At 53.6% G+C, this 19,021-nt stretch carries 22 protein-coding genes; 16 read left to right on the top strand and 6 right to left on the bottom strand.

Annotated elements, in window-relative coordinates; translation table 11 throughout:
* Positions 1–100 precede the first annotated feature (100 nt).
* The 7 genes from mlaF (at position 101) to murA (ending at position 4,895) form a co-directional block, all read left to right on the top strand.
* A complete protein-coding gene (gene mlaF, locus AC2T6E_RS14365; RefSeq protein WP_010436047.1) occupies positions 101–913 on the top strand; it encodes a phospholipid ABC transporter ATP-binding protein MlaF in 813 nt (270 codons plus the stop codon).
* A 7-nt stretch (positions 914–920) separates the two neighbouring features.
* Complete coding sequence (gene mlaE, locus AC2T6E_RS14360; protein ID WP_010436044.1) at positions 921–1,703, top strand: lipid asymmetry maintenance ABC transporter permease subunit MlaE; 783 nt, start codon at positions 921–923, stop codon at positions 1,701–1,703.
* A gap of 4 nt (positions 1,704–1,707) precedes the next feature.
* On the top strand, positions 1,708–2,256 hold the full coding sequence (mlaD, locus tag AC2T6E_RS14355; RefSeq protein WP_316383021.1) for an outer membrane lipid asymmetry maintenance protein MlaD: 549 nt from the start codon (positions 1,708–1,710) through the stop codon (positions 2,254–2,256).
* An 18-nt stretch (positions 2,257–2,274) separates the two neighbouring features.
* A complete protein-coding gene (mlaC, locus tag AC2T6E_RS14350) occupies positions 2,275–2,910 on the top strand; it encodes a phospholipid-binding protein MlaC (RefSeq protein WP_010436040.1) in 636 nt (211 codons plus the stop codon).
* Entirely contained in the window at positions 2,910–3,203 is a 294-nt protein-coding gene (gene mlaB, locus AC2T6E_RS14345; protein WP_486692262.1) for a lipid asymmetry maintenance protein MlaB, read from the top strand. The genes mlaC and mlaB overlap by 1 nt, the downstream gene beginning before the upstream one ends.
* A 126-nt stretch (positions 3,204–3,329) precedes the next feature.
* Positions 3,330–3,584: a BolA family iron metabolism protein IbaG gene (ibaG, locus tag AC2T6E_RS14340; RefSeq protein WP_108416128.1), complete on the top strand. Its 255-nt coding sequence runs from the start codon at positions 3,330–3,332 to the stop codon at positions 3,582–3,584.
* A gap of 51 nt (positions 3,585–3,635) precedes the next feature.
* Positions 3,636–4,895, top strand: coding sequence for a UDP-N-acetylglucosamine 1-carboxyvinyltransferase (gene murA / locus AC2T6E_RS14335; RefSeq protein WP_089597743.1), 1,260 nt, complete (start codon positions 3,636–3,638; stop codon positions 4,893–4,895).
* 64 nt (positions 4,896–4,959) lie between these two features.
* Here the strand turns inward: murA and sfsB are convergent, their stop codons facing one another.
* The gene (sfsB, locus tag AC2T6E_RS14330) at positions 4,960–5,247 is read right to left on the bottom strand and encodes a DNA-binding transcriptional regulator SfsB (protein WP_120159724.1); all 288 of its coding nucleotides are present in this window, start codon (positions 5,245–5,247) and stop codon (positions 4,960–4,962) included.
* A 229-nt stretch (positions 5,248–5,476) separates the two neighbouring features.
* A complete protein-coding gene (ispB, locus tag AC2T6E_RS14325) occupies positions 5,477–6,448 on the bottom strand; it encodes an octaprenyl diphosphate synthase (protein WP_010436028.1) in 972 nt (323 codons plus the stop codon).
* A 257-nt stretch (positions 6,449–6,705) separates the two neighbouring features.
* Here ispB and rplU point away from each other — a divergent pair, with 257 nt between their 5' ends.
* The 4 genes from rplU to cgtA all read left to right on the top strand — a co-directional run bounded on the left by rplU (position 6,706) and on the right by cgtA (position 9,546).
* The gene (gene rplU, locus AC2T6E_RS14320) at positions 6,706–7,017 is read left to right on the top strand and encodes a 50S ribosomal protein L21 (RefSeq protein WP_010436026.1); all 312 of its coding nucleotides are present in this window, start codon (positions 6,706–6,708) and stop codon (positions 7,015–7,017) included.
* A 19-nt stretch (positions 7,018–7,036) separates the two neighbouring features.
* Complete coding sequence (gene rpmA, locus AC2T6E_RS14315; protein ID WP_004385076.1) at positions 7,037–7,294, top strand: 50S ribosomal protein L27; 258 nt, start codon at positions 7,037–7,039, stop codon at positions 7,292–7,294.
* Positions 7,295–7,389: 95 nt separating this feature from the next.
* Positions 7,390–8,355, top strand: a complete 966-nt coding sequence (locus AC2T6E_RS14310) for a DMT family transporter (protein ID WP_486692256.1) — start codon at positions 7,390–7,392, stop codon at positions 8,353–8,355.
* 15 nt (positions 8,356–8,370) lie between these two features.
* A complete protein-coding gene (cgtA, locus tag AC2T6E_RS14305) occupies positions 8,371–9,546 on the top strand; it encodes an Obg family GTPase CgtA (protein WP_029739622.1) in 1,176 nt (391 codons plus the stop codon).
* 33 nt (positions 9,547–9,579) lie between these two features.
* Here the strand turns inward: cgtA and pmrB are convergent, their stop codons facing one another.
* Genes pmrB through dacB form a run of 3 tightly spaced genes read right to left on the bottom strand, consistent with a single transcriptional unit; the run spans position 9,580 to position 12,718 of the window.
* Entirely contained in the window at positions 9,580–10,623 is a 1,044-nt protein-coding gene (gene pmrB, locus AC2T6E_RS14300; protein WP_486692254.1) for a two-component system sensor histidine kinase PmrB, read from the bottom strand.
* On the bottom strand, positions 10,620–11,282 hold the full coding sequence (pmrA, locus tag AC2T6E_RS14295; RefSeq protein ID WP_486692252.1) for a two-component system response regulator PmrA: 663 nt from the start codon (positions 11,280–11,282) through the stop codon (positions 10,620–10,622). The genes pmrB and pmrA overlap by 4 nt, the downstream gene beginning before the upstream one ends.
* 2 nt (positions 11,283–11,284) lie before the next feature.
* Complete coding sequence (dacB, locus tag AC2T6E_RS14290; RefSeq protein WP_120159690.1) at positions 11,285–12,718, bottom strand: serine-type D-Ala-D-Ala carboxypeptidase; 1,434 nt, start codon at positions 12,716–12,718, stop codon at positions 11,285–11,287.
* 228 nt (positions 12,719–12,946) lie between these two features.
* Between dacB and greA the strand changes: the two genes are divergently transcribed.
* Positions 12,947–13,423 (top strand): transcription elongation factor GreA, encoded by a 477-nt coding sequence (gene greA / locus AC2T6E_RS14285; protein WP_010436008.1) that lies wholly within the window; start codon positions 12,947–12,949, stop codon positions 13,421–13,423.
* 151 nt (positions 13,424–13,574) lie between these two features.
* Here the strand turns inward: greA and yhbY are convergent, their stop codons facing one another.
* The gene (yhbY, locus tag AC2T6E_RS14280) at positions 13,575–13,868 is read right to left on the bottom strand and encodes a ribosome assembly RNA-binding protein YhbY (protein ID WP_003861814.1); all 294 of its coding nucleotides are present in this window, start codon (positions 13,866–13,868) and stop codon (positions 13,575–13,577) included.
* Between the two features lie 127 nt (positions 13,869–13,995).
* Between yhbY and rlmE the strand changes: the two genes are divergently transcribed.
* The 4 genes from rlmE (at position 13,996) to glmM (ending at position 18,937) form a co-directional block, all read left to right on the top strand.
* Positions 13,996–14,622 (top strand): 23S rRNA (uridine(2552)-2'-O)-methyltransferase RlmE, encoded by a 627-nt coding sequence (gene rlmE / locus AC2T6E_RS14275; protein WP_010436004.1) that lies wholly within the window; start codon positions 13,996–13,998, stop codon positions 14,620–14,622.
* Positions 14,623–14,724: 102 nt separating this feature from the next.
* Positions 14,725–16,659 carry an ATP-dependent zinc metalloprotease FtsH gene (gene ftsH, locus AC2T6E_RS14270; protein ID WP_010436002.1) on the top strand — a complete coding sequence of 645 codons (1,935 nt, stop codon included), beginning with the start codon at positions 14,725–14,727 and terminating at the stop codon, positions 16,657–16,659.
* A gap of 99 nt (positions 16,660–16,758) precedes the next feature.
* Positions 16,759–17,607, top strand: coding sequence for a dihydropteroate synthase (gene folP / locus AC2T6E_RS14265; RefSeq protein WP_100166518.1), 849 nt, complete (start codon positions 16,759–16,761; stop codon positions 17,605–17,607).
* Entirely contained in the window at positions 17,600–18,937 is a 1,338-nt protein-coding gene (gene glmM / locus AC2T6E_RS14260) for a phosphoglucosamine mutase (RefSeq protein WP_010436000.1), read from the top strand. Before folP ends, glmM begins: the two co-directional genes overlap by 8 nt.
* The last annotated feature ends 84 nt before the right edge of the window (positions 18,938–19,021 follow it).

The following is a 19,021-nucleotide window of genomic DNA, read 5'->3' as shown; positions in this document are numbered from 1 at the left end:
TTTCGCTAACCGCTACAGGCAATATTCTGTAAAAATGTGGCGTTTAGGGCTGATTTAAGCCTCATGCTTAGCCTGAGGCAGGGTAAGAAAGGAACCATAAATGAGCCAAACGATGGCGAATTTAGTCGATGTCCGTGGTGTCAGTTTCTCTCGCGGCAACCGATTGATATTTGATGATATTTCGCTGACCGTGCCGCATGGCAAAATCACCGCCATTATGGGCCCGTCAGGGATCGGTAAAACGACGTTGCTGCGTCTTATTGGGGGGCAAATTCCCCCGGACGGCGGCGAAATCCTCTTCGACGGCGAGAACGTCCCGGAGATGTCGCGCTCGCGTCTGTATACCGTCCGCAAACGCATGAGCATGCTCTTTCAGTCGGGGGCTTTGTTCACGGATATGAACGTCTTTGACAACGTGGCGTACCCGCTGCGTGAACATACCCATCTGCCGCCCGAACTGCTGAAAAGCACCGTCATGATGAAGCTTGAAGCCGTTGGTCTGCGTGGCGCAGCAAAATTGATGCCGTCTGAACTCTCTGGCGGTATGGCGCGCCGTGCCGCGCTGGCGCGTGCCATTGCGCTTGAACCTGATTTAATCATGTTTGACGAACCGTTTGTGGGACAAGACCCTATCACCATGGGCGTGCTGGTGAAGTTAATTTCTGAATTAAACAGCGCGCTGGGCGTCACCTGCATTGTGGTATCTCACGATGTGCCGGAAGTGTTGAGCATTGCCGATTACGCCTACATCGTGGCTGACAAAAAGATCGTCGCACACGGTAGCGCCCAGGCGCTGCAGGAAAATTGCGATCCGCGGGTGCGGCAGTTCCTCGACGGTATTGCAGATGGCCCTGTGCCATTCCGCTACCCGGCTGGCGACTATCGTGACGATTTACTGGGAATAGGGAGTTAAGCCACTCATGCTGTTAAATGCGTTGGCTGCGCTCGGACACCGTGGCATAAAAACCATCAGGACGTTCGGGCGTGCCGGATTGATGTTATTCAACGCGCTGGTCGGCAAACCGGAATTCCGCAAGCACGCGCCTTTGCTGGTGCGGCAACTTTATAATGTCGGCGTGTTGTCGATGCTGATCATCATCGTGTCCGGTCTGTTTATTGGTATGGTGCTTGGGCTGCAAGGCTACCTGGTGCTGACAACCTACAGTGCGGAAACCAGCCTCGGAATGCTGGTGGCGCTCTCGCTGCTGCGTGAGCTGGGGCCGGTCGTTGCTGCGCTGCTGTTCGCCGGACGCGCGGGCTCTGCCTTAACGGCAGAAATCGGATTGATGCGCGCCACCGAGCAACTTTCCAGTATGGAAATGATGGCGGTCGATCCGCTGCGTCGCGTCATCTCACCGCGTTTTTGGGCGGGTGTGATTTCGTTACCGCTGCTGACTATCCTCTTTGTGGCGGTCGGTATCTGGGGTGGGTCGTTAGTCGGCGTGCACTGGAAAGGTATTGATGCCGGTTTCTTCTGGTCCGCGATGCAGGACGCCATCGACCTGCGGATGGATCTTGTGAACTGTCTAATCAAGAGCGTGGTCTTTGCCATTACGGTCACCTGGATTGCGTTATTCAACGGGTATGATGCTATTCCAACCTCGGCAGGCATCAGCCGTGCAACGACACGTACCGTCGTTCATTCGTCGCTGGCCGTACTGGGTCTGGATTTTGTGCTCACCGCACTGATGTTTGGGAATTGAGTTCATGCAAACGAGAAAAAATGAAATTTGGGTTGGCGTATTCCTGTTACTGGCGCTGCTGGCAGCCCTGTTTATCTGCCTGAGAGCGGCGGATATCACCTCTGTCCGCACCGAGCCGACGTATCGCGTTTATGCCACCTTCGATAACATCGGTGGCCTGAAGGCGCGCTCACCGGTCCGTATTGGCGGCGTGGTGATTGGACGCGTATCAGACATTACGCTGGATGAGAAAACCTATCTGCCGCGCGTGGCGATGGATATTGAAGAGCGTTATAACCACATTCCCGATACCAGCTCGCTCTCCATCCGCACCTCCGGTCTGCTTGGCGAACAATATCTGGCACTTAACGTTGGCTTTGAAGATCCTGAGCTGGGAACGACTATCCTTAAAGACGGGAGCGTGATCCAGGATACGAAGTCCGCGATGGTGCTGGAAGATATGATTGGTCAGTTCCTTTACAACAGTAAGGGGGATGATAAAAAGTCTGACACTGCCCCTGCGCAGAGTGAAGACCCTACCAATGTTGCGCCAACCCCTGGTGCTGCGAATTAATTTCAGGAGAAGTCATTCATGTTTAAACGACTGCTAATGGTTGCCATGCTGGTCATTGCCCCTCTCACTGCGGCACAGGCTGCAGATCAGAGCAACCCGTACAAACAGATGGACGCGGCCGCGAAGAAAACCTTCGATCGTCTTAAAAACGAACAGCCGAAGATTCGTGCTAATCCTGATTACCTGCGTGATGTGGTCGATCAGGAACTGTTGCCGTATGTGCAGATCAAATATGCAGGCGCGCTGGTGCTGGGCCGTTACTACAAAGATGCGACCCCTGCACAGCGTGAGGCTTACTTTGCTGCGTTCCGTGAATACCTGAAACAGGCTTACGGCCAGGCGCTGGCGATGTACCACGGCCAGACCTACCAGATTGCGCCTGAACAGCCGCTGGGCGATGCCACCATCGTGCCTATCCGCGTGACGATTAACGATCCTAACGGCCGTCCGCCGGTTCGTCTGGACTTCCAGTGGCGTAAAAACAGCCAGACTGGAAACTGGCAGGCGTATGACATGATTGCCGAAGGGGTGAGCATGATCACCACCAAACAGAATGAGTGGAGCGACCTGCTGCGCACGAAAGGCATTGATGGCCTGACCGCACAGCTGCAGTCTATCTCTCGTCAGAAAATTACCCTGGACGAGAAAAAGTAATGTCGCAGCAACTGAGCTGGTCGCGTGAAGGCGAGACGTTAAAGCTGTCTGGTGAGCTCGATCAGGATCTGCTGAACCCGCTGTGGGATAAACGCCACGAAGCCATGCTGGGCGTGACGCTGATTGATTTAAGCGATGTCTCGCGGGTCGATACGGCGGGTGTTGCGCTGCTCACCCATCTGATCGCAGTGGGTAAAACGCAGGGTGCAAACGTCAGGCTTCACGGCGCGAGCGATAACGTCATGACCCTGGCGCAGCTTTATAATCTGCCTCAGGACGTTTTACCGCACTAATATTTTCAGTGCGTTACTTCTGAAAGCCCTGACAGTTTCATCGTCGGGGCTTTTTGCTTGTTTAAGACGACGCCACTTTGCTCTAAGATGTTGGGCTTGTTTTCACTATCAGATGATATAGACCCCATGGAAAATAATGAAATCCAGGCAGTGCTGATGAATGCGCTCACCCTTCAGGAAGCCCACGTCTCTGGCGATGGCAGTCACTTCCAGGTTATTGCTGTGGGTGAGATCTTTGACGGGATGAGTCGTGTGAAGAAACAGCAGGCTGTCTATGCGCCGCTGATGGAATACATTGCGGATAACCGCATCCACGCCCTGTCGATTAAAGCGTTCACCCCGCAAGAGTGGGCACGCGATCGCAAACTAAACGGTTTTTGAGCTGAGGGCGAGACGCCCGCAGCACGGTTGAATTTATAAGAGAGCAATTACATGGACAAATTTCGTGTACAGGGGCCAACGCGTCTCCAGGGCGAAGTCACAATTTCTGGCGCAAAAAACGCTGCGCTGCCCATCCTCTTTGCTGCATTGCTCGCGGAAGAGCCGGTAGAAATTCAGAACGTACCTAAGCTGAAAGATATCGACACCACCATGAAGTTGCTCACCCAGTTGGGCACGAAAGTCGAGCGTAACGGCTCCGTCTGGATCGACGCCAGCAACGTCAACAACTTCTCTGCGCCATACGATCTGGTGAAAACCATGCGCGCATCCATCTGGGCGCTTGGCCCTCTGGTGGCGCGTTTTGGTCAGGGTCAGGTATCACTGCCGGGCGGCTGCGCCATCGGTGCGCGTCCGGTTGACCTGCACATCTTTGGCCTGGAGAAACTGGGCGCGGAGATCAAACTGGAAGAAGGTTACGTCAAGGCGTCCGTTAATGGTCGTCTGAAAGGTGCGCACATTGTCATGGACAAAGTGAGCGTGGGCGCTACCGTCACCATTATGTCTGCGGCGACGCTGGCAGAAGGCACGACCATCATTGAAAACGCCGCGCGTGAACCGGAAATTGTGGATACCGCAAACTTCCTCGTGGCGCTGGGTGCGAAGATTTCCGGCCAGGGTACCGACCGTATCACCATCGAAGGCGTTGAACGCCTGGGCGGCGGTGTCTATCGCGTTCTGCCGGACCGTATCGAAACCGGTACCTTCCTGGTCGCTGCAGCGATCTCTGGCGGAAAGATTGTTTGTCGCAACGCTCAGCCTGATACCCTGGATGCGGTGCTGGCTAAACTGCGCGATGCGGGTGCGGATATCGAAATCGGCGAAGACTGGATCAGCCTTGATATGCACGGCCAGCGTCCAAAAGCCGTCAATGTGCGTACTGCACCGCATCCGGCGTTCCCGACGGACATGCAGGCTCAGTTTACGCTGTTAAACCTGGTTGCTGAAGGCACTGGCTTCATCACTGAAACCATCTTCGAGAACCGCTTCATGCACGTGCCGGAACTCATCCGTATGGGCGCACACGCTGAGATCGAAAGCAACACGGTCATTTGCCACGGCGTGGAAAAACTGTCTGGTGCGCAGGTGATGGCAACCGATCTTCGCGCGTCTGCAAGCCTGGTGCTGGCGGGCTGTATCGCGGAAGGGACGACTGTTGTTGACCGTATCTACCACATCGATCGTGGCTACGAGCGTATCGAAGACAAACTGCGCGCGCTGGGTGCAAATATCGAGCGTGTGAAAGGCGAGTAATCGTTCTTGCACCCCCCTGGCCTGTAAAGGCCGGGGGATTGCTGATGCTGTTAAATTTGCAGTGTTACTCCGACTGCTCCTTCTGCAACTTCTTCTGGCGCATCGTGCGCGTTCTGTCGATAAATTCGTGAGTTATGGGGTCGTGATAGCGTGACGGCCAGATGATCCACGGGTGCGTTTCCAGCGCCGTCGCAATAATCAATTCTCCCTTCGGCCACGGGCGAGTCAGTGCGTTTGCCAGCGTCGATGAGCTCAACCCGTTACGGCGCGATTCCGCCGCCAGTGATGTCCCTTTTTTGCGCAGTGCCGCAATAATATCCGCTGAGTGCCAGTCGATCAGTTTCATATCCATAAAGCTGTCCTTGTGTTCGTTTTCACCCACGCCATTTCTCCTGAAATGACAGGGCTACTATACCTTCTTCGAACATGTGTTCTAAAAAGTTCGCGTTACTGGAAGCAATATTCAGAATATGACATGGCTTTATTCATGCGGAATGTAAGCCGATGATTTAACGTGATTAGGGAATTTATTGGTGCTTATTAGAATCTCCCCGTGTGGCCACGGGGAGAAGAGGGAAGGATTAACGATCGCGTTGTACGGCGATGTGGGCAAGGCCAATCAGCGCGTCACGCCACGGGCTGTCCGGAATCACCTGAAGTGCTTCGATGGCTTTATCTGCCTCTTCTTCAGCACGCTGACGCGTCCATTCCAGCGATCCGCAGAGTGCCATTGTTTCCAGTACAGGTTCCAGAAGATGGCGACCATTTCCTTGCTCGATCGCTTCACGGATCAGTTTCGCCTGCTCGGGGGTGCCGTGACGCATTGCATGGAGCAGCGGCAGCGTTGGTTTGCCTTCGTTCAGGTCATCCCCAACGTTTTTGCCGAGCGTTTCGCCATCGGCACTGTAGTCCAGCAAATCATCGATCAGCTGGAAGGCAGTCCCCAGATAACGGCCATAATCCTGAAGCCCTTTTTCCTGGGCTTCAGTGCAGCCAGCAAGGATGCCAGAGCATTGCGCCGCCGCTTCAAACAGGCGCGCCGTCTTGCTGTAAATCACGCGCATGTAGTTTTCTTCGGTGATATCCGGGTCGTTAACGTTCATCAACTGCAGGACTTCACCTTCAGCGATAACGTTTACCGCTTCAGACATCACTTCCAGCACTTTCAGCGAGCCGAGGCTGGTCATCATCTGGAAAGCACGGGTATAGATGAAATCCCCCACCAGAACGCTGGCTGCGTTGCCAAATGCTGCGTTCGCGGTTGCTTTGCCACGGCGCATGTCTGATTCATCCACCACGTCATCATGCAGCAGCGTGGCTGTGTGGATAAATTCGATCAGGGCCGCAATCGTGACGTGGGCATTTCCCTGATAGCCAACGGCGCGAGCGGCCAGAATGGCAATCATCGGGCGAATGCGTTTACCGCCGCCGCTAACGATGTAATAGCCCAACTGATTGATCAGCTGAACATCAGAGTTGAGTTGCTCCAGGATTGCTGCATTCACACCCGCCATATCTTGCGCGGTTAACTCGTTGATTTTTTCTAAATTCATCGCAAAAGCCGGGCTTTTTATCCTGTTTATCCCACGGAGTGTGGGTTCACAAAGGGTTTCGGTTTATCAATAGTATCGCTGATTGTACTGAAAAAACGGCTCAGATAAACGTTACCGTACGTGTTGTGTTTTTTTTCTTCATGTATTGATGGTAGCACTTGTCAAAGGCTCGCGTTTTGCGTAATATTCGCGCCCTATTGTGAATATTTATAGCGCACTCTGATTCATACGAGGATGTGCGCGGAAGCGGAGTTTATATGTACGCGGTTTTCCAAAGTGGTGGTAAACAACACCGAGTAAGCGAAGGTCAGACCATTCGCCTGGAAAAGCTGGACATCGCAACTGGCGAATCTGTTGAATTCGCTGAAGTTCTGATGATCGCAAACGGTGAAGAAGTCAAAATCGGCGTTCCTTTCGTTGATGGCGGCGTGATCAAAGCTGAAGTTGTTGCACACGGTCGTGGCGAGAAAGTTAAAATCGTTAAGTTTCGTCGTCGTAAGCACTACCGTAAGCAGCAGGGCCACCGTCAGTGGTTCACTGATGTGAAAATTACTGGCATCAGCGCCTAAGACCTGAGGAGAGATTTAAATGGCACATAAAAAGGCTGGCGGCTCCACACGTAACGGTCGCGATTCAGAAGCTAAACGCCTTGGCGTTAAGCGTTTCGGTGGCGAATCCGTTCTGGCGGGTAGCATCATCGTTCGTCAACGTGGTACCAAATTCCACGCTGGCAACAACGTAGGTTGCGGTCGTGACCACACTCTGTTTGCTAAAGCAGACGGTAAAGTGAAATTTGAAGTTAAAGGCCCGAACAACCGTAAATACATCAGCATCGTTGCTGAGTAAGGTTTTCTCGGTCCGGTAACGGATTAAAGCCCCGCAACGTGTTGCGGGGCTTTTTACATTGGAAACCCGGAAAATTTTCTGTAGGGAAAACGGGCATGAAGCAGCAGGCCGGCATAGGTATTCTTTTGGCGCTCACCACCGCAATGTGCTGGGGTGCACTGCCAATTGCAATGAAGCAGGTACTGGACGTGATGGAGCCGCCGACGGTAGTGTTTTATCGCTTCCTGATGGCAAGCATAGGCCTCGGTGCCATTCTGGCGATCAAAGGTAAGCTTCCACCGCTGCGTCTCTTCCGAAAGCCGCGCTGGCTGGTTTTACTGGTTATTGCGACGGGCGGCCTGTTCGGTAACTTCATCCTGTTTAGCTCCTCCCTGCAATATCTCAGCCCCACGGCGTCGCAGGTGATCGGCCAGCTTTCACCGGTCGGCATGATGGTCGCCAGCGTCTTTATCCTCAAGGAGAAGATGCGCGGAACGCAGATTATCGGGGCGAGCATGCTGCTCTGTGGTCTGGTGATGTTTTTCAACACCAGCCTGGTTGAGATTTTCACCCGCCTGACGGATTACACCTGGGGTGTAATTTTCGGTGTCGGGGCAGCAACGGTCTGGGTGAGTTATGGCGTCGCACAAAAGGTGTTATTGCGTCGTCTGGCCTCACCGCAGATCCTCCTTTTGCTGTACACTTTGTGTACAGTAGCATTACTGCCGTTAGCAAAGCCGGGTGTGATTACTCAGCTTAGCGACTGGCAACTGGCGTGCCTCATCTTTTGTGGGCTTAATACGCTGGTCGGTTATGGCGCGCTGGCTGAGGCAATGGCGCGCTGGCAGGCAGCGCAGGTAAGTGCGTTAATCACGCTGACTCCGCTGTTTACGCTGTTATTTTCAGATTTGTTATCAATGGCCTGGCCCGATGTCTTCGTCAAGCCGATGCTCAACTTGTTGGGTTATCTCGGTGCGTTTGTCGTGGTTGCGGGTGCGATGTATTCCGCCATTGGTCATCGTCTCTGGGGGCGTTGGCGCAAAAATGAAGCGGTCGTAGTAGTCCCCCGCTCAGGCGAATGAGTTACGGAGAGTAAAATGAAGTTTGTTGATGAAGCGACGATTCTGGTCGTGGCAGGTGATGGCGGTAACGGTTGTGTAAGCTTCCGCCGTGAAAAATATATTCCTCGTGGCGGCCCTGACGGCGGTGACGGTGGCGATGGTGGTGACGTGTGGCTGGAGGCGGATGAAAACCTCAACACGCTGATCGACTACCGTTTCGAAAAATCTTTCCGTGCCGAGCGCGGCCAGAACGGCCAGAGCCGTGACTGTACGGGTAAACGTGGTAAAGACGTCAACATCAAGGTTCCGGTCGGTACGCGAGTGATTGACCAGGGCACCGGTGAAACCATGGGTGATATGACCAAACACGGTCAGCGCCTGCTGGTTGCTAAAGGTGGCTGGCACGGTCTGGGTAACAGCCGTTTCAAATCATCGGTTAACCGTGCTCCGCGTCAGAAAACCATGGGGACACCGGGCGATACGCGCGAGCTGCAGCTGGAACTGATGCTGCTGGCTGACGTCGGTATGCTGGGTATGCCTAACGCCGGTAAATCGACGTTTATCCGTGCTGTATCAGCCGCTAAGCCAAAAGTGGCGGATTATCCGTTTACGACGCTGGTGCCAAGCCTGGGCGTTGTCCGTATGGACCACGAAAAGAGCTTTGTTGTCGCTGATATCCCTGGTTTGATCGAGGGCGCGGCAGAAGGCGCAGGACTGGGTATTCGCTTCCTGAAACACCTTGAGCGCTGCCGCGTATTGCTGCACATCGTTGACATTAATCCAATCGATGAGTCCGATCCGGTCGAAAACGCCCGTATCATCATTGGCGAACTGGAAAAATACAGCGAAAAACTCGCAGGTAAGCCACGCTGGCTGGTCTTTAACAAGATCGACCTGATGGATAAAGCCGAAGCTGAAGCAAAAGCGAAAGCCATTGCTGAAGCGATGGGTTGGGAAGATAAATATTACCTGATCTCTGCGGCAAGCCAGGTTGGCGTGAAAGATCTCTGCTGGGATGTGATGACCTTTATCATCGAGAACCCAATCGTTCAGGCGGAAGAGGCTAAACAGCCTGAAAAAGTCGAATTCATGTGGGATGACTACCACCGTCAGCAGCTCGAAGAGTTGGAAGCGGAAGACGATGATGAAGACTGGGACGATGACTGGGATGAAGACGACGAAGAAGGCGTTGAGTTCATCTACAAGCATTAATACCTGAAAGAAGCCCCGCTAAGGGGCTTTTTTTTATCCTAACGTCGACGGCAACCAGCAGCTGGCGATTAAGCCGCCCTCAGCGCCGTTCTCCAGCATTAAATTACCATGGTGGAGTTGAACGATACGCTGAACAATACTCAGCCCCAGGCCGCTGCCACCGTAGCGCTGGTCGAGCCGACGGAAAGGCTCGGTAATGGACTGTCGATGTGCCTCATCGATTCCGGGGCCCTGATCCACCACGCTGACCTGCGTTCCGCCGTCAATTTCCACTAATTTGACTTCGATGGTTGTCCCTTTTGGGCTATAGCGGGCGGCATTCTCCAGCAAATTTCTGAGCATCAGGCGCAGGAGTACGGCGTCTCCCTGCACGGTTAGAGTGCTTTTAGCAGGCCATATCACCGTATGGTCTTTGGCTTCGTGCTCAAGACCCAGCGGCGCAATAATATTCTCTGTCCAGTGGACCGTATCGTAGTGACCGCTTGCCATCGCCTGTCCGGCTCGCGCCAGCATGAGCAGTTGCTCAACGGTGTGCATCAACTGATCGATACGACTAATCAACGTGGTGGCTTGTGGTGAGCCAGACTGGGCCATTAATTCCAGATGCAACCGAATCCCGGCAAGCGGTGTGCGTAGCTCGTGTGCGGCATCAGCGGTGAAAAGACGCTCCTGCTGTAAGGTATGATCAAGACGCGCCAGCAGTTGGTTTAGCGATGTCGTCACTGCGCCAATTTCTTCCATATCGGAATACATGGGCAGCGGCGTTAGATTGTCGGCTGACCGGTTGGCCAGGCTGGCACGTAATTTGTTAAGCGGCCGGGTTATCCAGGTCACCGCCCAGAAGGAGAATAGCAGGGTAAAACCGACCATCACCAGAGAAGGGACCAGCAGCGACGCAATCGCTTCACGGATCTCTTTCTCAACGTGCTTGTTACGTGCTTTCGCCGAGAGTGTTTCATTCACCAGAAAGCCAATCTGTTCACGGCTTTCATGCCATAACCAAATCACGCTGATAAGTTGAAAAAACAACAGGATAATCGCCAGCAAAACCATGAGTCGCCGACGCATACTGTTCATTTCTGGCTCTCCAGGCGGTATCCGACGCCACGGACTGTTTTGATCCGTTCTTTGCCGAGCTTGCGGCGCAGATTGTGAATATGAACTTCAAGGGTATTTGAACCCGGATCGTCCTGCCAGGAGTAGATATCCTGCTGCAGCGTCTCGCGATGTACCGTTTGACCGCTCCGCATGATGAGACGCGTCAGGAGGGCAAATTCTTTTGGGGTCACTTCGACAGGCTGGGACTTACGCAACACCTGTTGTGTCTGGAGATTCAGCGTAATATCACCATCGGTCAGCATGTTATCGCTGTGTCCCTGATAGCGGCGGATCAATGCCCGCACACGCGCCTGAAGTTCTGCGAGGGCAAAAGGTTTCACCAGATAATCATCCGCACCGGAGTCCAGACCGTGAATGCGGTCTTCAATGGCATCGCGCGCCGTGAGGATCAGCACTGGATTTTCAACGCTACGGCGGCGCCATTGGCTGAGCAGCGTCGCGCCGTCTTTATCCGGTAAACCTAAATCGAGGATCACCAGGCTATATTCACCGCTCTGGATCAGCGCATCGGCTTCTGCCGCCGTGGCGGCGCAATCGAGCGCGTATCCTTCATTCGCCAGCGCGAGCGCCAACCCTTCCTGCAATAACAAATCGTCTTCAACTATGAGTAGTTTCATCGTTAGTTATTCTGGTAGATGTCCTTGTATAGCCTGCTTTCGAAGCGCACCAGCGGAATACGGCGATTACGCTGATCGGTCGGTTCGACGGCATAGCCGGAAAGATACTGCACGAATGCCATGCGTTGTCCGCTGGCTGTGGTGATAAAGCCTGCAAGGTTATAAACCCCCTGCAGCGAACCTGTTTTCGCTGACACTTTGCCATCAACACCCGCAGCATGAAGCCCTGCCCGATACTGAAGCGAACCGTCATGCCCGGCAAGTGGCAGCATCGAAATAAAGTTTAGCTCAGTGTCATGTTGGGCAATGTACTGAAGCACTTGCATCATGGTGGCTGGGGAGATCAGATTGTGACGCGATAACCCGGAGCCATCGACGGCGATGGTATTACCAAGATCGATCCCCGCCTGCTGGCGCAGGATCTGACGAACGGCGTCTGACCCCGCACGCCAGGTACCGGGTACGCCGAAACGGGCGTGACCAATCATGCGGAACACGGTGTCAGCAATCATGTTATCTGACTTTTTCAGCATAATCCTAAGCAGGTCATGTAGCGGCGCAGACTGTTTGCTGGCGATGACGGTACCCGGTTGATTAACCTGTGTCTGACGCATCAGTGAGCCAGAATAGGTGATGCCAGCCTGTTTCAGTTCGTCTTTCAGTATCGCACCCGCATAACCCGCTCCGTCCTGAATGGCGAAGGCCAGCGGTAACGGATCGGCACGCTGCGTCAGGCAGCCGGTGAGAGTGAAACGGTTAAGATCGCCCGGCACGACGTCCAGTTCGCAATACTGCGCATCCGGCGATCCTTTTGCTAATGTGCGTACCTGGCTGAACATCGTGACCGGGTAGTAGGACGCCACGCGTATAAAGGCTAAATCATCCGGCTTGGGGGCGCTGTAGAGCGACACGGAGAAACAGTTACGGTCAACGATGGCCGCAGCAGGCGGGGCGCTAAAGCACTGCGTCATGTCATTCCACGGCCAGCCGGGCGCTTTATCGTGGCTGGCGAAAATGGAGGTATCGATCAGCACGTTGCCATCGATTTTTGTTACGCCGGATTTTTTCAGCACCGCCACCATATTGCGGATATCCTGGCGCTTGAAGGTTGGATCACCCCCAAAGCGGGCAATCAGATCGCCTTTCAGTTCGCCACTTTCGACATTACCTTTGGTCTCAAGCGTGGTAGTAAACCGGAAGTCAGGGCCAAGCTGAAGCAGGGCGGCGAGCGCAGTGATCACCTTCTGGGTACTGGCAGGCAGCGCCATCTGTTGACTGTGAAAGTCAATGTCAGGGGCCTGGGCGCCAACCTTCTGCACCATTAGCGCAAGGTTAGCGCCTGCGGGCAGCTGATTAATGTACTCATCAACGTTCGCGGCCTGGGCGGCGAACGCCATACTGGTAGTCAATCCGATGATAAAACTGGAAAATCGCATAATCTCGCGCTAACAACCCGAAAACAAACCGTCATACTACGGTGCATAGCACTGCAAAGTAAACGATGACCCATAGTGAACTTCGCGGTAAAATGCGTATCAAATTGAAAAATTGCTGCTGACCTGGGGCGTTGCTCCCGGGTCGGTTTTCTTTTTGCTTCTTGCCCGCTTAGGGGGGCAGGAGCAGGGAACACTGCTCCCAACAGGAATGTTTAAGAGGTATAACAAATGCAAGCTATTCCGATGACCTTACGTGGTGCCGAAAAACTGCGCGAAGAGCTGGATTTCCTGAAATCCGTGCGTCGCCCTGAAATCATCGCCGCTATCGCGGATGCGCGCGAGCATGGCGACCTGAAAGAGAACGCTGAATACCATGCGGCGCGTGAGCAGCAGGGCTTCTGTGAAGGGCGTATTAAAGACATCGAAGCAAAGCTGTCTAATGCTCAGGTGATCGACATCACTAAGATGCCAAACAATGGCCGCGTGATCTTTGGTTCTACCGTAAGTGTCCTGAACCTGGACAACGACGAAGAGCAAACGTATCGCATCGTGGGTGACGATGAGGCAGACTTTAAGCAGAACCTCATTTCAGTGAACTCACCCATCGCGCGTGGCCTGATTGGCAAAGAGCAAGACGATGTGGTCGTGATCCGTACCCCAGGTGGTGAAGTGGAATACGAAATTATTAAGGTCGAGTACCTGTAATTCGCTTCTCCACTGAGATGTTGATACATTGTAAAGAAAAGAAAAAGGCCGCATAGCGGCCTTTTAACAACTCAAGGAGCGTGGCATTTTGCTCACCTGCTGACAGAAATCCCTCGTTTTACACAGAAAATGTGTTCGATTAGGGATATCCTTAACGTGGCAGCGAGATTTTGCGCTCTTTAGATGGGCGGTAGAGCACCAGCGTTTTACCGATGACCTGTACATTACAGGCGCCGGTTTCGCGCACGATGGCTTCCACGATCAGGTTTTTAGTGTCTCTGTCTTCAGAGGCGATTTTCACCTTGATCAGCTCGTGGTGTTCCAGCGCTTGTTCAATCTCGGCAAGCACCCCTTCGGTCAAACCATTGTTGCCAAGCATAACTACAGGCTTGAGCGGATGTGCCAGACCTTTAAGGTGCTGTTTTTGTTTAGTACTCAGATTCATCGTATATTTTTGCTTACGTTGGGATTGAAAACGGTTCATTCTACCGCCATCTCCCTAATATCGCCAAATAGCAGCGTAGAAATTTACGTCAAAGGTAAGCAACGATGAACCCGGACGGAAAAGTTAAATGACAGGTAAAAAGCGTTCTGCCAGTTCCAGCCGCTGGCTTCAGGAACACTTTAGCGATAAATATGTTCTGCAGGCGCAGAAAAAGGGGTTACGTTCCCGCGCCTGGTTTAAACTTGATGAAATACAGCAAAGTGACAAACTTTTTAAACCGGGGATGACGGTTGTTGACCTCGGTGCTGCCCCTGGCGGATGGTCCCAGTATGCGGTAACGCAGATCGGCGGAGCGGGTCGAATCATCGCATGCGATCTTTTACCAATGGATCCCATCGTCGGTGTCGACTTCCTTCAGGGCGATTTTCGTGATGAATTAGTGCTAAAAGCGTTACTTGAACGTGTGGGTGACAGTAAGGTCCAGGTTGTCATGTCTGATATGGCACCAAATATGTGCGGAACACCGGCGGTGGATATCCCCCGCGGCATGTATCTGGTGGAGCTAGCGTTAGAAATGTGTCGTGATGTACTAGCGCCTGGTGGTAGTTTTGTTGTGAAGGTGTTTCAGGGCGAAGGTTTCGAGGAGTACCTTAAGGAAATTCGCTCCCTGTTTGCGAAGGTTAAAGTTCGTAAGCCGGACTCTTCCCGGGCGCGTTCCCGTGAAGTGTATATTGTAGCGACCGGGCGAAAATGATAACCGGTAGATTTCAGGCGAAAGTTTGAATGAAACTGGATATAGAGTATCCTGACGCTGTTTTTAACACAGTTGTAATGTGAGGTTAATCCCTTGAGTGACATGGCGAAAAACCTAATTCTCTGGCTGGTCATTGCCGTCGTGCTGATGTCAGTATTCCAGAGCTTTGGGCCCAGCGAGTCGAATGGCCGCAAGGTGGATTATTCTACCTTCCTGCAGGAGGTCAATCAGGACCAGGTTCGCGAAGCGCGTATCAACGGACGTGAGATAAACGTTACCAAGAAAGATAGTAACCGTTACACGACCTACATCCCGGTGAACGATCCTAAGCTGCTCGATAACCTTCTGACTAAAAACGTCAAAGTGGTTGGCGAGCCGCCAGAAGAACCAAGCCTGCTGGCTTCTATCTTCATTTCCTGGTTCCCGATGCTGCTTCTTATCGGCGTCTGGATCTTCTTTATGCGTCAGATGCAGGGCGGCGGTGGCAAAGGTGCCATGTCGTTCGGTAAGAGCAAAGCGCGTATGCTGACGGAAGATCAGATCAAGACCACGTTTGCTGACGTTGCAGGTTGTGACGAAGCAAAAGAAGAAGTGGGCGAACTGGTTGAATACCTGCGTGAGCCGAGCCGTTTCCAGAAACTGGGCGGTAAGATCCCGAAAGGCGTTCTGATGGTGGGTCCTCCGGGTACCGGTAAAACCCTGCTGGCGAAAGCTATCGCGGGTGAAGCGAAGGTGCCGTTCTTTACTATTTCAGGTTCTGACTTCGTCGAAATGTTCGTGGGTGTGGGTGCATCTCGTGTGCGTGACATGTTCGAACAGGCCAAGAAGGCAGCACCGTGCATCATCTTCATCGATGAAATCGACGCCGTAGGCCGCCAGCGTGGCGCAGGTCTGGGCGGTGGTCATGATGAACGTGAGCAGACGCTGAACCAGATGCTGGTTGAAATGGACGGCTTCGAAGGTAACGAAGGTATTATCGTTATCGCGGCGACTAACCGTCCGGACGTACTTGACCCAGCGCTGCTGCGTCCAGGCCGTTTCGACCGTCAGGTCGTGGTGGGGCTGCCGGATGTTCGCGGTCGTGAACAGATTCTGAAAGTCCACATGCGTCGCGTACCGCTGGCGCCAGATATCGACGCAGCAATTATTGCGCGCGGTACCCCGGGCTTCTCCGGTGCGGACCTGGCTAACCTGGTCAACGAAGCTGCCCTGTTTGCCGCTCGCGGTAATAAGCGCGTGGTGTCCATGGTGGAGTTCGAGAAAGCGAAAGACAAAATCATGATGGGTGCGGAACGTCGCTCCATGGTGATGACGGAAGCGCAGAAAGAGTCCACGGCATACCACGAAGCCGGTCACGCGATTATCGGTCGCCTGGTACCGGAACACGATCCGGTGCATAAAGTGACGATTATCCCACGTGGTCGCGCGCTGGGTGTGACCTTCTTCCTGCCTGAAGGCGACGCGATCAGCGCCAGCCGTCAGAAGCTGGAAAGCCAGATCTCGACCCTGTACGGCGGTCGTCTGGCAGAAGAGATTATCTATGGTGTGGAACATGTTTCTACCGGTGCGTCCAACGACATCAAAGTCGCGACAAACCTGGCACGTAACATGGTGACGCAGTGGGGCTTCTCCGACAAACTCGGTCCGCTGCTGTATGCAGAGGAAGAGGGGGAAGTGTTCCTGGGCCGTTCTGTGGCTAAAGCGAAACATATGTCCGATGAGACGGCACGTATCATCGACCAGGAAGTAAAATCTTTGGTAGAGCGTAACTATGCACGTGCTCGCCAGATCCTGAACGACAATATGGACATCCTGCATTCGATGAAAGATGCGCTCATGAAATATGAGACCATCGATGCACCGCAGATTGACGACCTGATGGCGCGCCGTGAAGTGCGTCCGCCAGCTGGCTGGGAAGATCCAGGTGCTTCCAACAATTCTGACAACAATGGCACCCCGCGTGCGCCGCGCCCGGTTGATGAACCGCGTACGCCAAACCCGGGTAATACCATGTCAGAACAGTTGGGCGACAAGTAAGTCTCTTCTGTTGAAATGTTTGTCTGTACCTCAAACCCTGGAGCTTGCTCCGGGGTTTTTCTTATCCATTAAACCTTATAAATACCAGGGATTTTAGCCATGAAACTCTTCGCCCAGGACTCGCATCTCGAGCTCTCGCATCCGCATGTGATGGGGATCCTGAATGTTACCCCTGACTCCTTCTCTGACGGCGGCACGCATAACACGCTTATCGAGGCGGTTAAGCACGCAAATTTAATGATCAATGCAGGTGCCACCATCATTGATGTCGGTGGGGAATCGACGCGCCCGGGCGCGGCGGACGTTTCTGTGGAAGAAGAGCTGGCGCGCGTGGTGCCCGTGGTTGAGGCTATTGCTCAGCGATTTGAGGTGTGGATCTCCGTTGACACGTCGAAACCTGAGGTGATTCGTGAAGTGGCGAGAGTGGGCGCTCACATTATCAATGACATTCGCTCACTGACTGAGCCTGGGGCGATTGAGGCGGCTGCGGAAACTGGCCTACCGGTCTGCCTGATGCACATGCAGGGGCAGCCGAAAACCATGCAGGAAGCGCCGAAGTATGACGATGTCTTTGCCGACGTGAATCGCTTCTTTATTGAGCATATTGCGCGCTGCGAGCGTGCGGGTATCGCAAAAGAGAAATTGCTGCTCGACCCGGGGTTCGGTTTCGGTAAAAATCTCTCTCACAATTATGCGCTGCTTGCGCGCTTATCAGAATTTCATCACTTCGGCCTGCCGTTGCTGGTGGGGATGTCGAGAAAGTCGATGATTGGGCAGTTGCTGAATGTGGGGCCGAGCGAACGCCTGAGTGGTAGCCTGGCCTGCGCGGTGATCGCAGCGATGCAAGGCGCGCACATTATTCGTGTCCATGACGTAAAAGAAACAGTAGAAGCCATGCGTGTGGTGGAAGCCACACTGGCAGCGAAGGAAAACAAACGCTATGAGTAATCGTAAATATTTTGGTACCGATGGTATCCGTGGGCGCGTAGGCGATGCTCCAATCACCCCTGATTTTGTCCTGAAGCTGGGCTGGGCTGCTGGCAAGGTGCTGGCACGTCATGGTTCCCGTAAGATCATCATCGGTAAAGACACCCGTATTTCAGGCTATATGCTGGAATCTGCGCTGGAAGCCGGTCTGGCAGCTGCGGGGCTTTCTGCCTCCTTTACAGGCCCAATGCCAACGCCTGCTGTGGCTTACCTGACGCGCACCTTCCGTGCGGAAGCGGGGATTGTTATCTCGGCTTCTCATAACCCGTTCTACGACAACGGCATCAAGTTCTTCTCCATTGACGGCACCAAGCTGCCGGATGATGTTGAAGAGGCCATTGAAGCGGAAATGGAAAAAGAGATCACCTGTGTCGACTCCGCTGAGCTGGGCAAAGCGAACCGTATCGTCGATGCCGCGGGTCGCTATATCGAATTCTGCAAAGGCACCTTCCCGAATGAGCTGAGTCTGGCCCATCTTAAAATTGTGGTGGACTGTGCAAACGGTGCGACCTACCACATTGCTCCGAATGTTTTCCGCGAGTTGGGTGCGAAAGTCATCACCATCGGCTGTGAGCCGGATGGTCTTAACATCAACGAAGAAGTGGGAGCGACGGACGTGCGTGCCCTGCAGGCGCGCGTGCTGGCGGAAAAAGCCGATCTGGGTATTGCTCTCGATGGCGACGGTGACCGTGTGATCATGGTCGACCACGAAGGTAACAAGGTCGACGGCGATCAGATCCTCTACATCATTGCACGTGAAGGTCTGCGTCAGGGGCAGCTGCGTGGCGGCGCGGTAGGTACGCTGATGAGCAACATGGGCCTTGAGCTGGCGCTGAAACAGCTCGGTATTCCGTTTGTCCGCGCGAAAGTGGGAGACCGCTATGTACTGGAAAAATTGCAGGAGAAGGGCTGGCGAATCGGTGCGGAAAACTCCGGTCACGTGATCCTGCTCGATAAAACCACCACCGGTGACGGCATCGTGGCGGGTCTGCAGGTTGTTGCTGCCATGGCGCGCAACCATATGAGCCTGCACGATCTCTGCAGCGGTATGAAGATGTTCCCGCAAATCCTTGTTAACGTGCGTTTCACAGCGGGTAAAGGCGATCCGCTTGAAAATGACAACGTGAAAGCGGTGATGGCTGACGTTGAAGCGGCCCTGGGCAATCGTGGCCGTGTACTGCTGCGTAAATCGGGTACCGAGCCACTGATTCGCGTGATGGTTGAAGGCGAAGACGAAGCGCAGGTGACTGAATTCGCGCATCGTATTGCGGATGCGGTGAAAGCTGCATAACTTTTCACAGTAAGTGTTTAAAAAGGCGGCGCTTGCCGCCTTTGTTTTAAGCATTTAATGGCTTTTTGCTGTTTTTTTCCGCAG

Source organism: Enterobacter sp. B79-1, assembly GCF_057444735.1.
The sequence above is the reverse complement of the archived record's forward strand: the minus strand, read 5'-3'. Positions and strand labels throughout refer to the sequence as shown.

Bases quoted from the DNA above. Each gene is read 5' to 3' on its own strand.
- mlaF (WP_010436047.1), top strand. From the start codon at position 101: ATGAGCCAAACGATGGCGAATTTAGTCGATGTCCGTGGTGTCAGTTTC.
- mlaE (WP_010436044.1), top strand. From the start codon at position 921: ATGCTGTTAAATGCGTTGGCTGCGCTCGGACACCGTGGCATAAAAACC.
- mlaD (WP_316383021.1), top strand. From the start codon at position 1,708: ATGCAAACGAGAAAAAATGAAATTTGGGTTGGCGTATTCCTGTTACTG.
- mlaC (WP_010436040.1), top strand. From the start codon at position 2,275: ATGTTTAAACGACTGCTAATGGTTGCCATGCTGGTCATTGCCCCTCTC.
- mlaB (WP_486692262.1), top strand. From the start codon at position 2,910: ATGTCGCAGCAACTGAGCTGGTCGCGTGAAGGCGAGACGTTAAAGCTG.
- ibaG (WP_108416128.1), top strand. From the start codon at position 3,330: ATGGAAAATAATGAAATCCAGGCAGTGCTGATGAATGCGCTCACCCTT.
- murA (WP_089597743.1), top strand. From the start codon at position 3,636: ATGGACAAATTTCGTGTACAGGGGCCAACGCGTCTCCAGGGCGAAGTC.
- sfsB (WP_120159724.1), bottom strand. From the start codon at position 5,247: ATGGATATGAAACTGATCGACTGGCACTCAGCGGATATTATTGCGGCA.
- ispB (WP_010436028.1), bottom strand. From the start codon at position 6,448: ATGAATTTAGAAAAAATCAACGAGTTAACCGCGCAAGATATGGCGGGT.
- rplU (WP_010436026.1), top strand. From the start codon at position 6,706: ATGTACGCGGTTTTCCAAAGTGGTGGTAAACAACACCGAGTAAGCGAA.
- rpmA (WP_004385076.1), top strand. From the start codon at position 7,037: ATGGCACATAAAAAGGCTGGCGGCTCCACACGTAACGGTCGCGATTCA.
- AC2T6E_RS14310 (WP_486692256.1), top strand. From the start codon at position 7,390: ATGAAGCAGCAGGCCGGCATAGGTATTCTTTTGGCGCTCACCACCGCA.
- cgtA (WP_029739622.1), top strand. From the start codon at position 8,371: ATGAAGTTTGTTGATGAAGCGACGATTCTGGTCGTGGCAGGTGATGGC.
- pmrB (WP_486692254.1), bottom strand. From the start codon at position 10,623: ATGAACAGTATGCGTCGGCGACTCATGGTTTTGCTGGCGATTATCCTG.
- pmrA (WP_486692252.1), bottom strand. From the start codon at position 11,282: ATGAAACTACTCATAGTTGAAGACGATTTGTTATTGCAGGAAGGGTTG.
- dacB (WP_120159690.1), bottom strand. From the start codon at position 12,718: ATGCGATTTTCCAGTTTTATCATCGGATTGACTACCAGTATGGCGTTC.
- greA (WP_010436008.1), top strand. From the start codon at position 12,947: ATGCAAGCTATTCCGATGACCTTACGTGGTGCCGAAAAACTGCGCGAA.
- yhbY (WP_003861814.1), bottom strand. From the start codon at position 13,868: ATGAATCTGAGTACTAAACAAAAACAGCACCTTAAAGGTCTGGCACAT.
- rlmE (WP_010436004.1), top strand. From the start codon at position 13,996: ATGACAGGTAAAAAGCGTTCTGCCAGTTCCAGCCGCTGGCTTCAGGAA.
- ftsH (WP_010436002.1), top strand. From the start codon at position 14,725: ATGGCGAAAAACCTAATTCTCTGGCTGGTCATTGCCGTCGTGCTGATG.
- folP (WP_100166518.1), top strand. From the start codon at position 16,759: ATGAAACTCTTCGCCCAGGACTCGCATCTCGAGCTCTCGCATCCGCAT.
- glmM (WP_010436000.1), top strand. From the start codon at position 17,600: ATGAGTAATCGTAAATATTTTGGTACCGATGGTATCCGTGGGCGCGTA.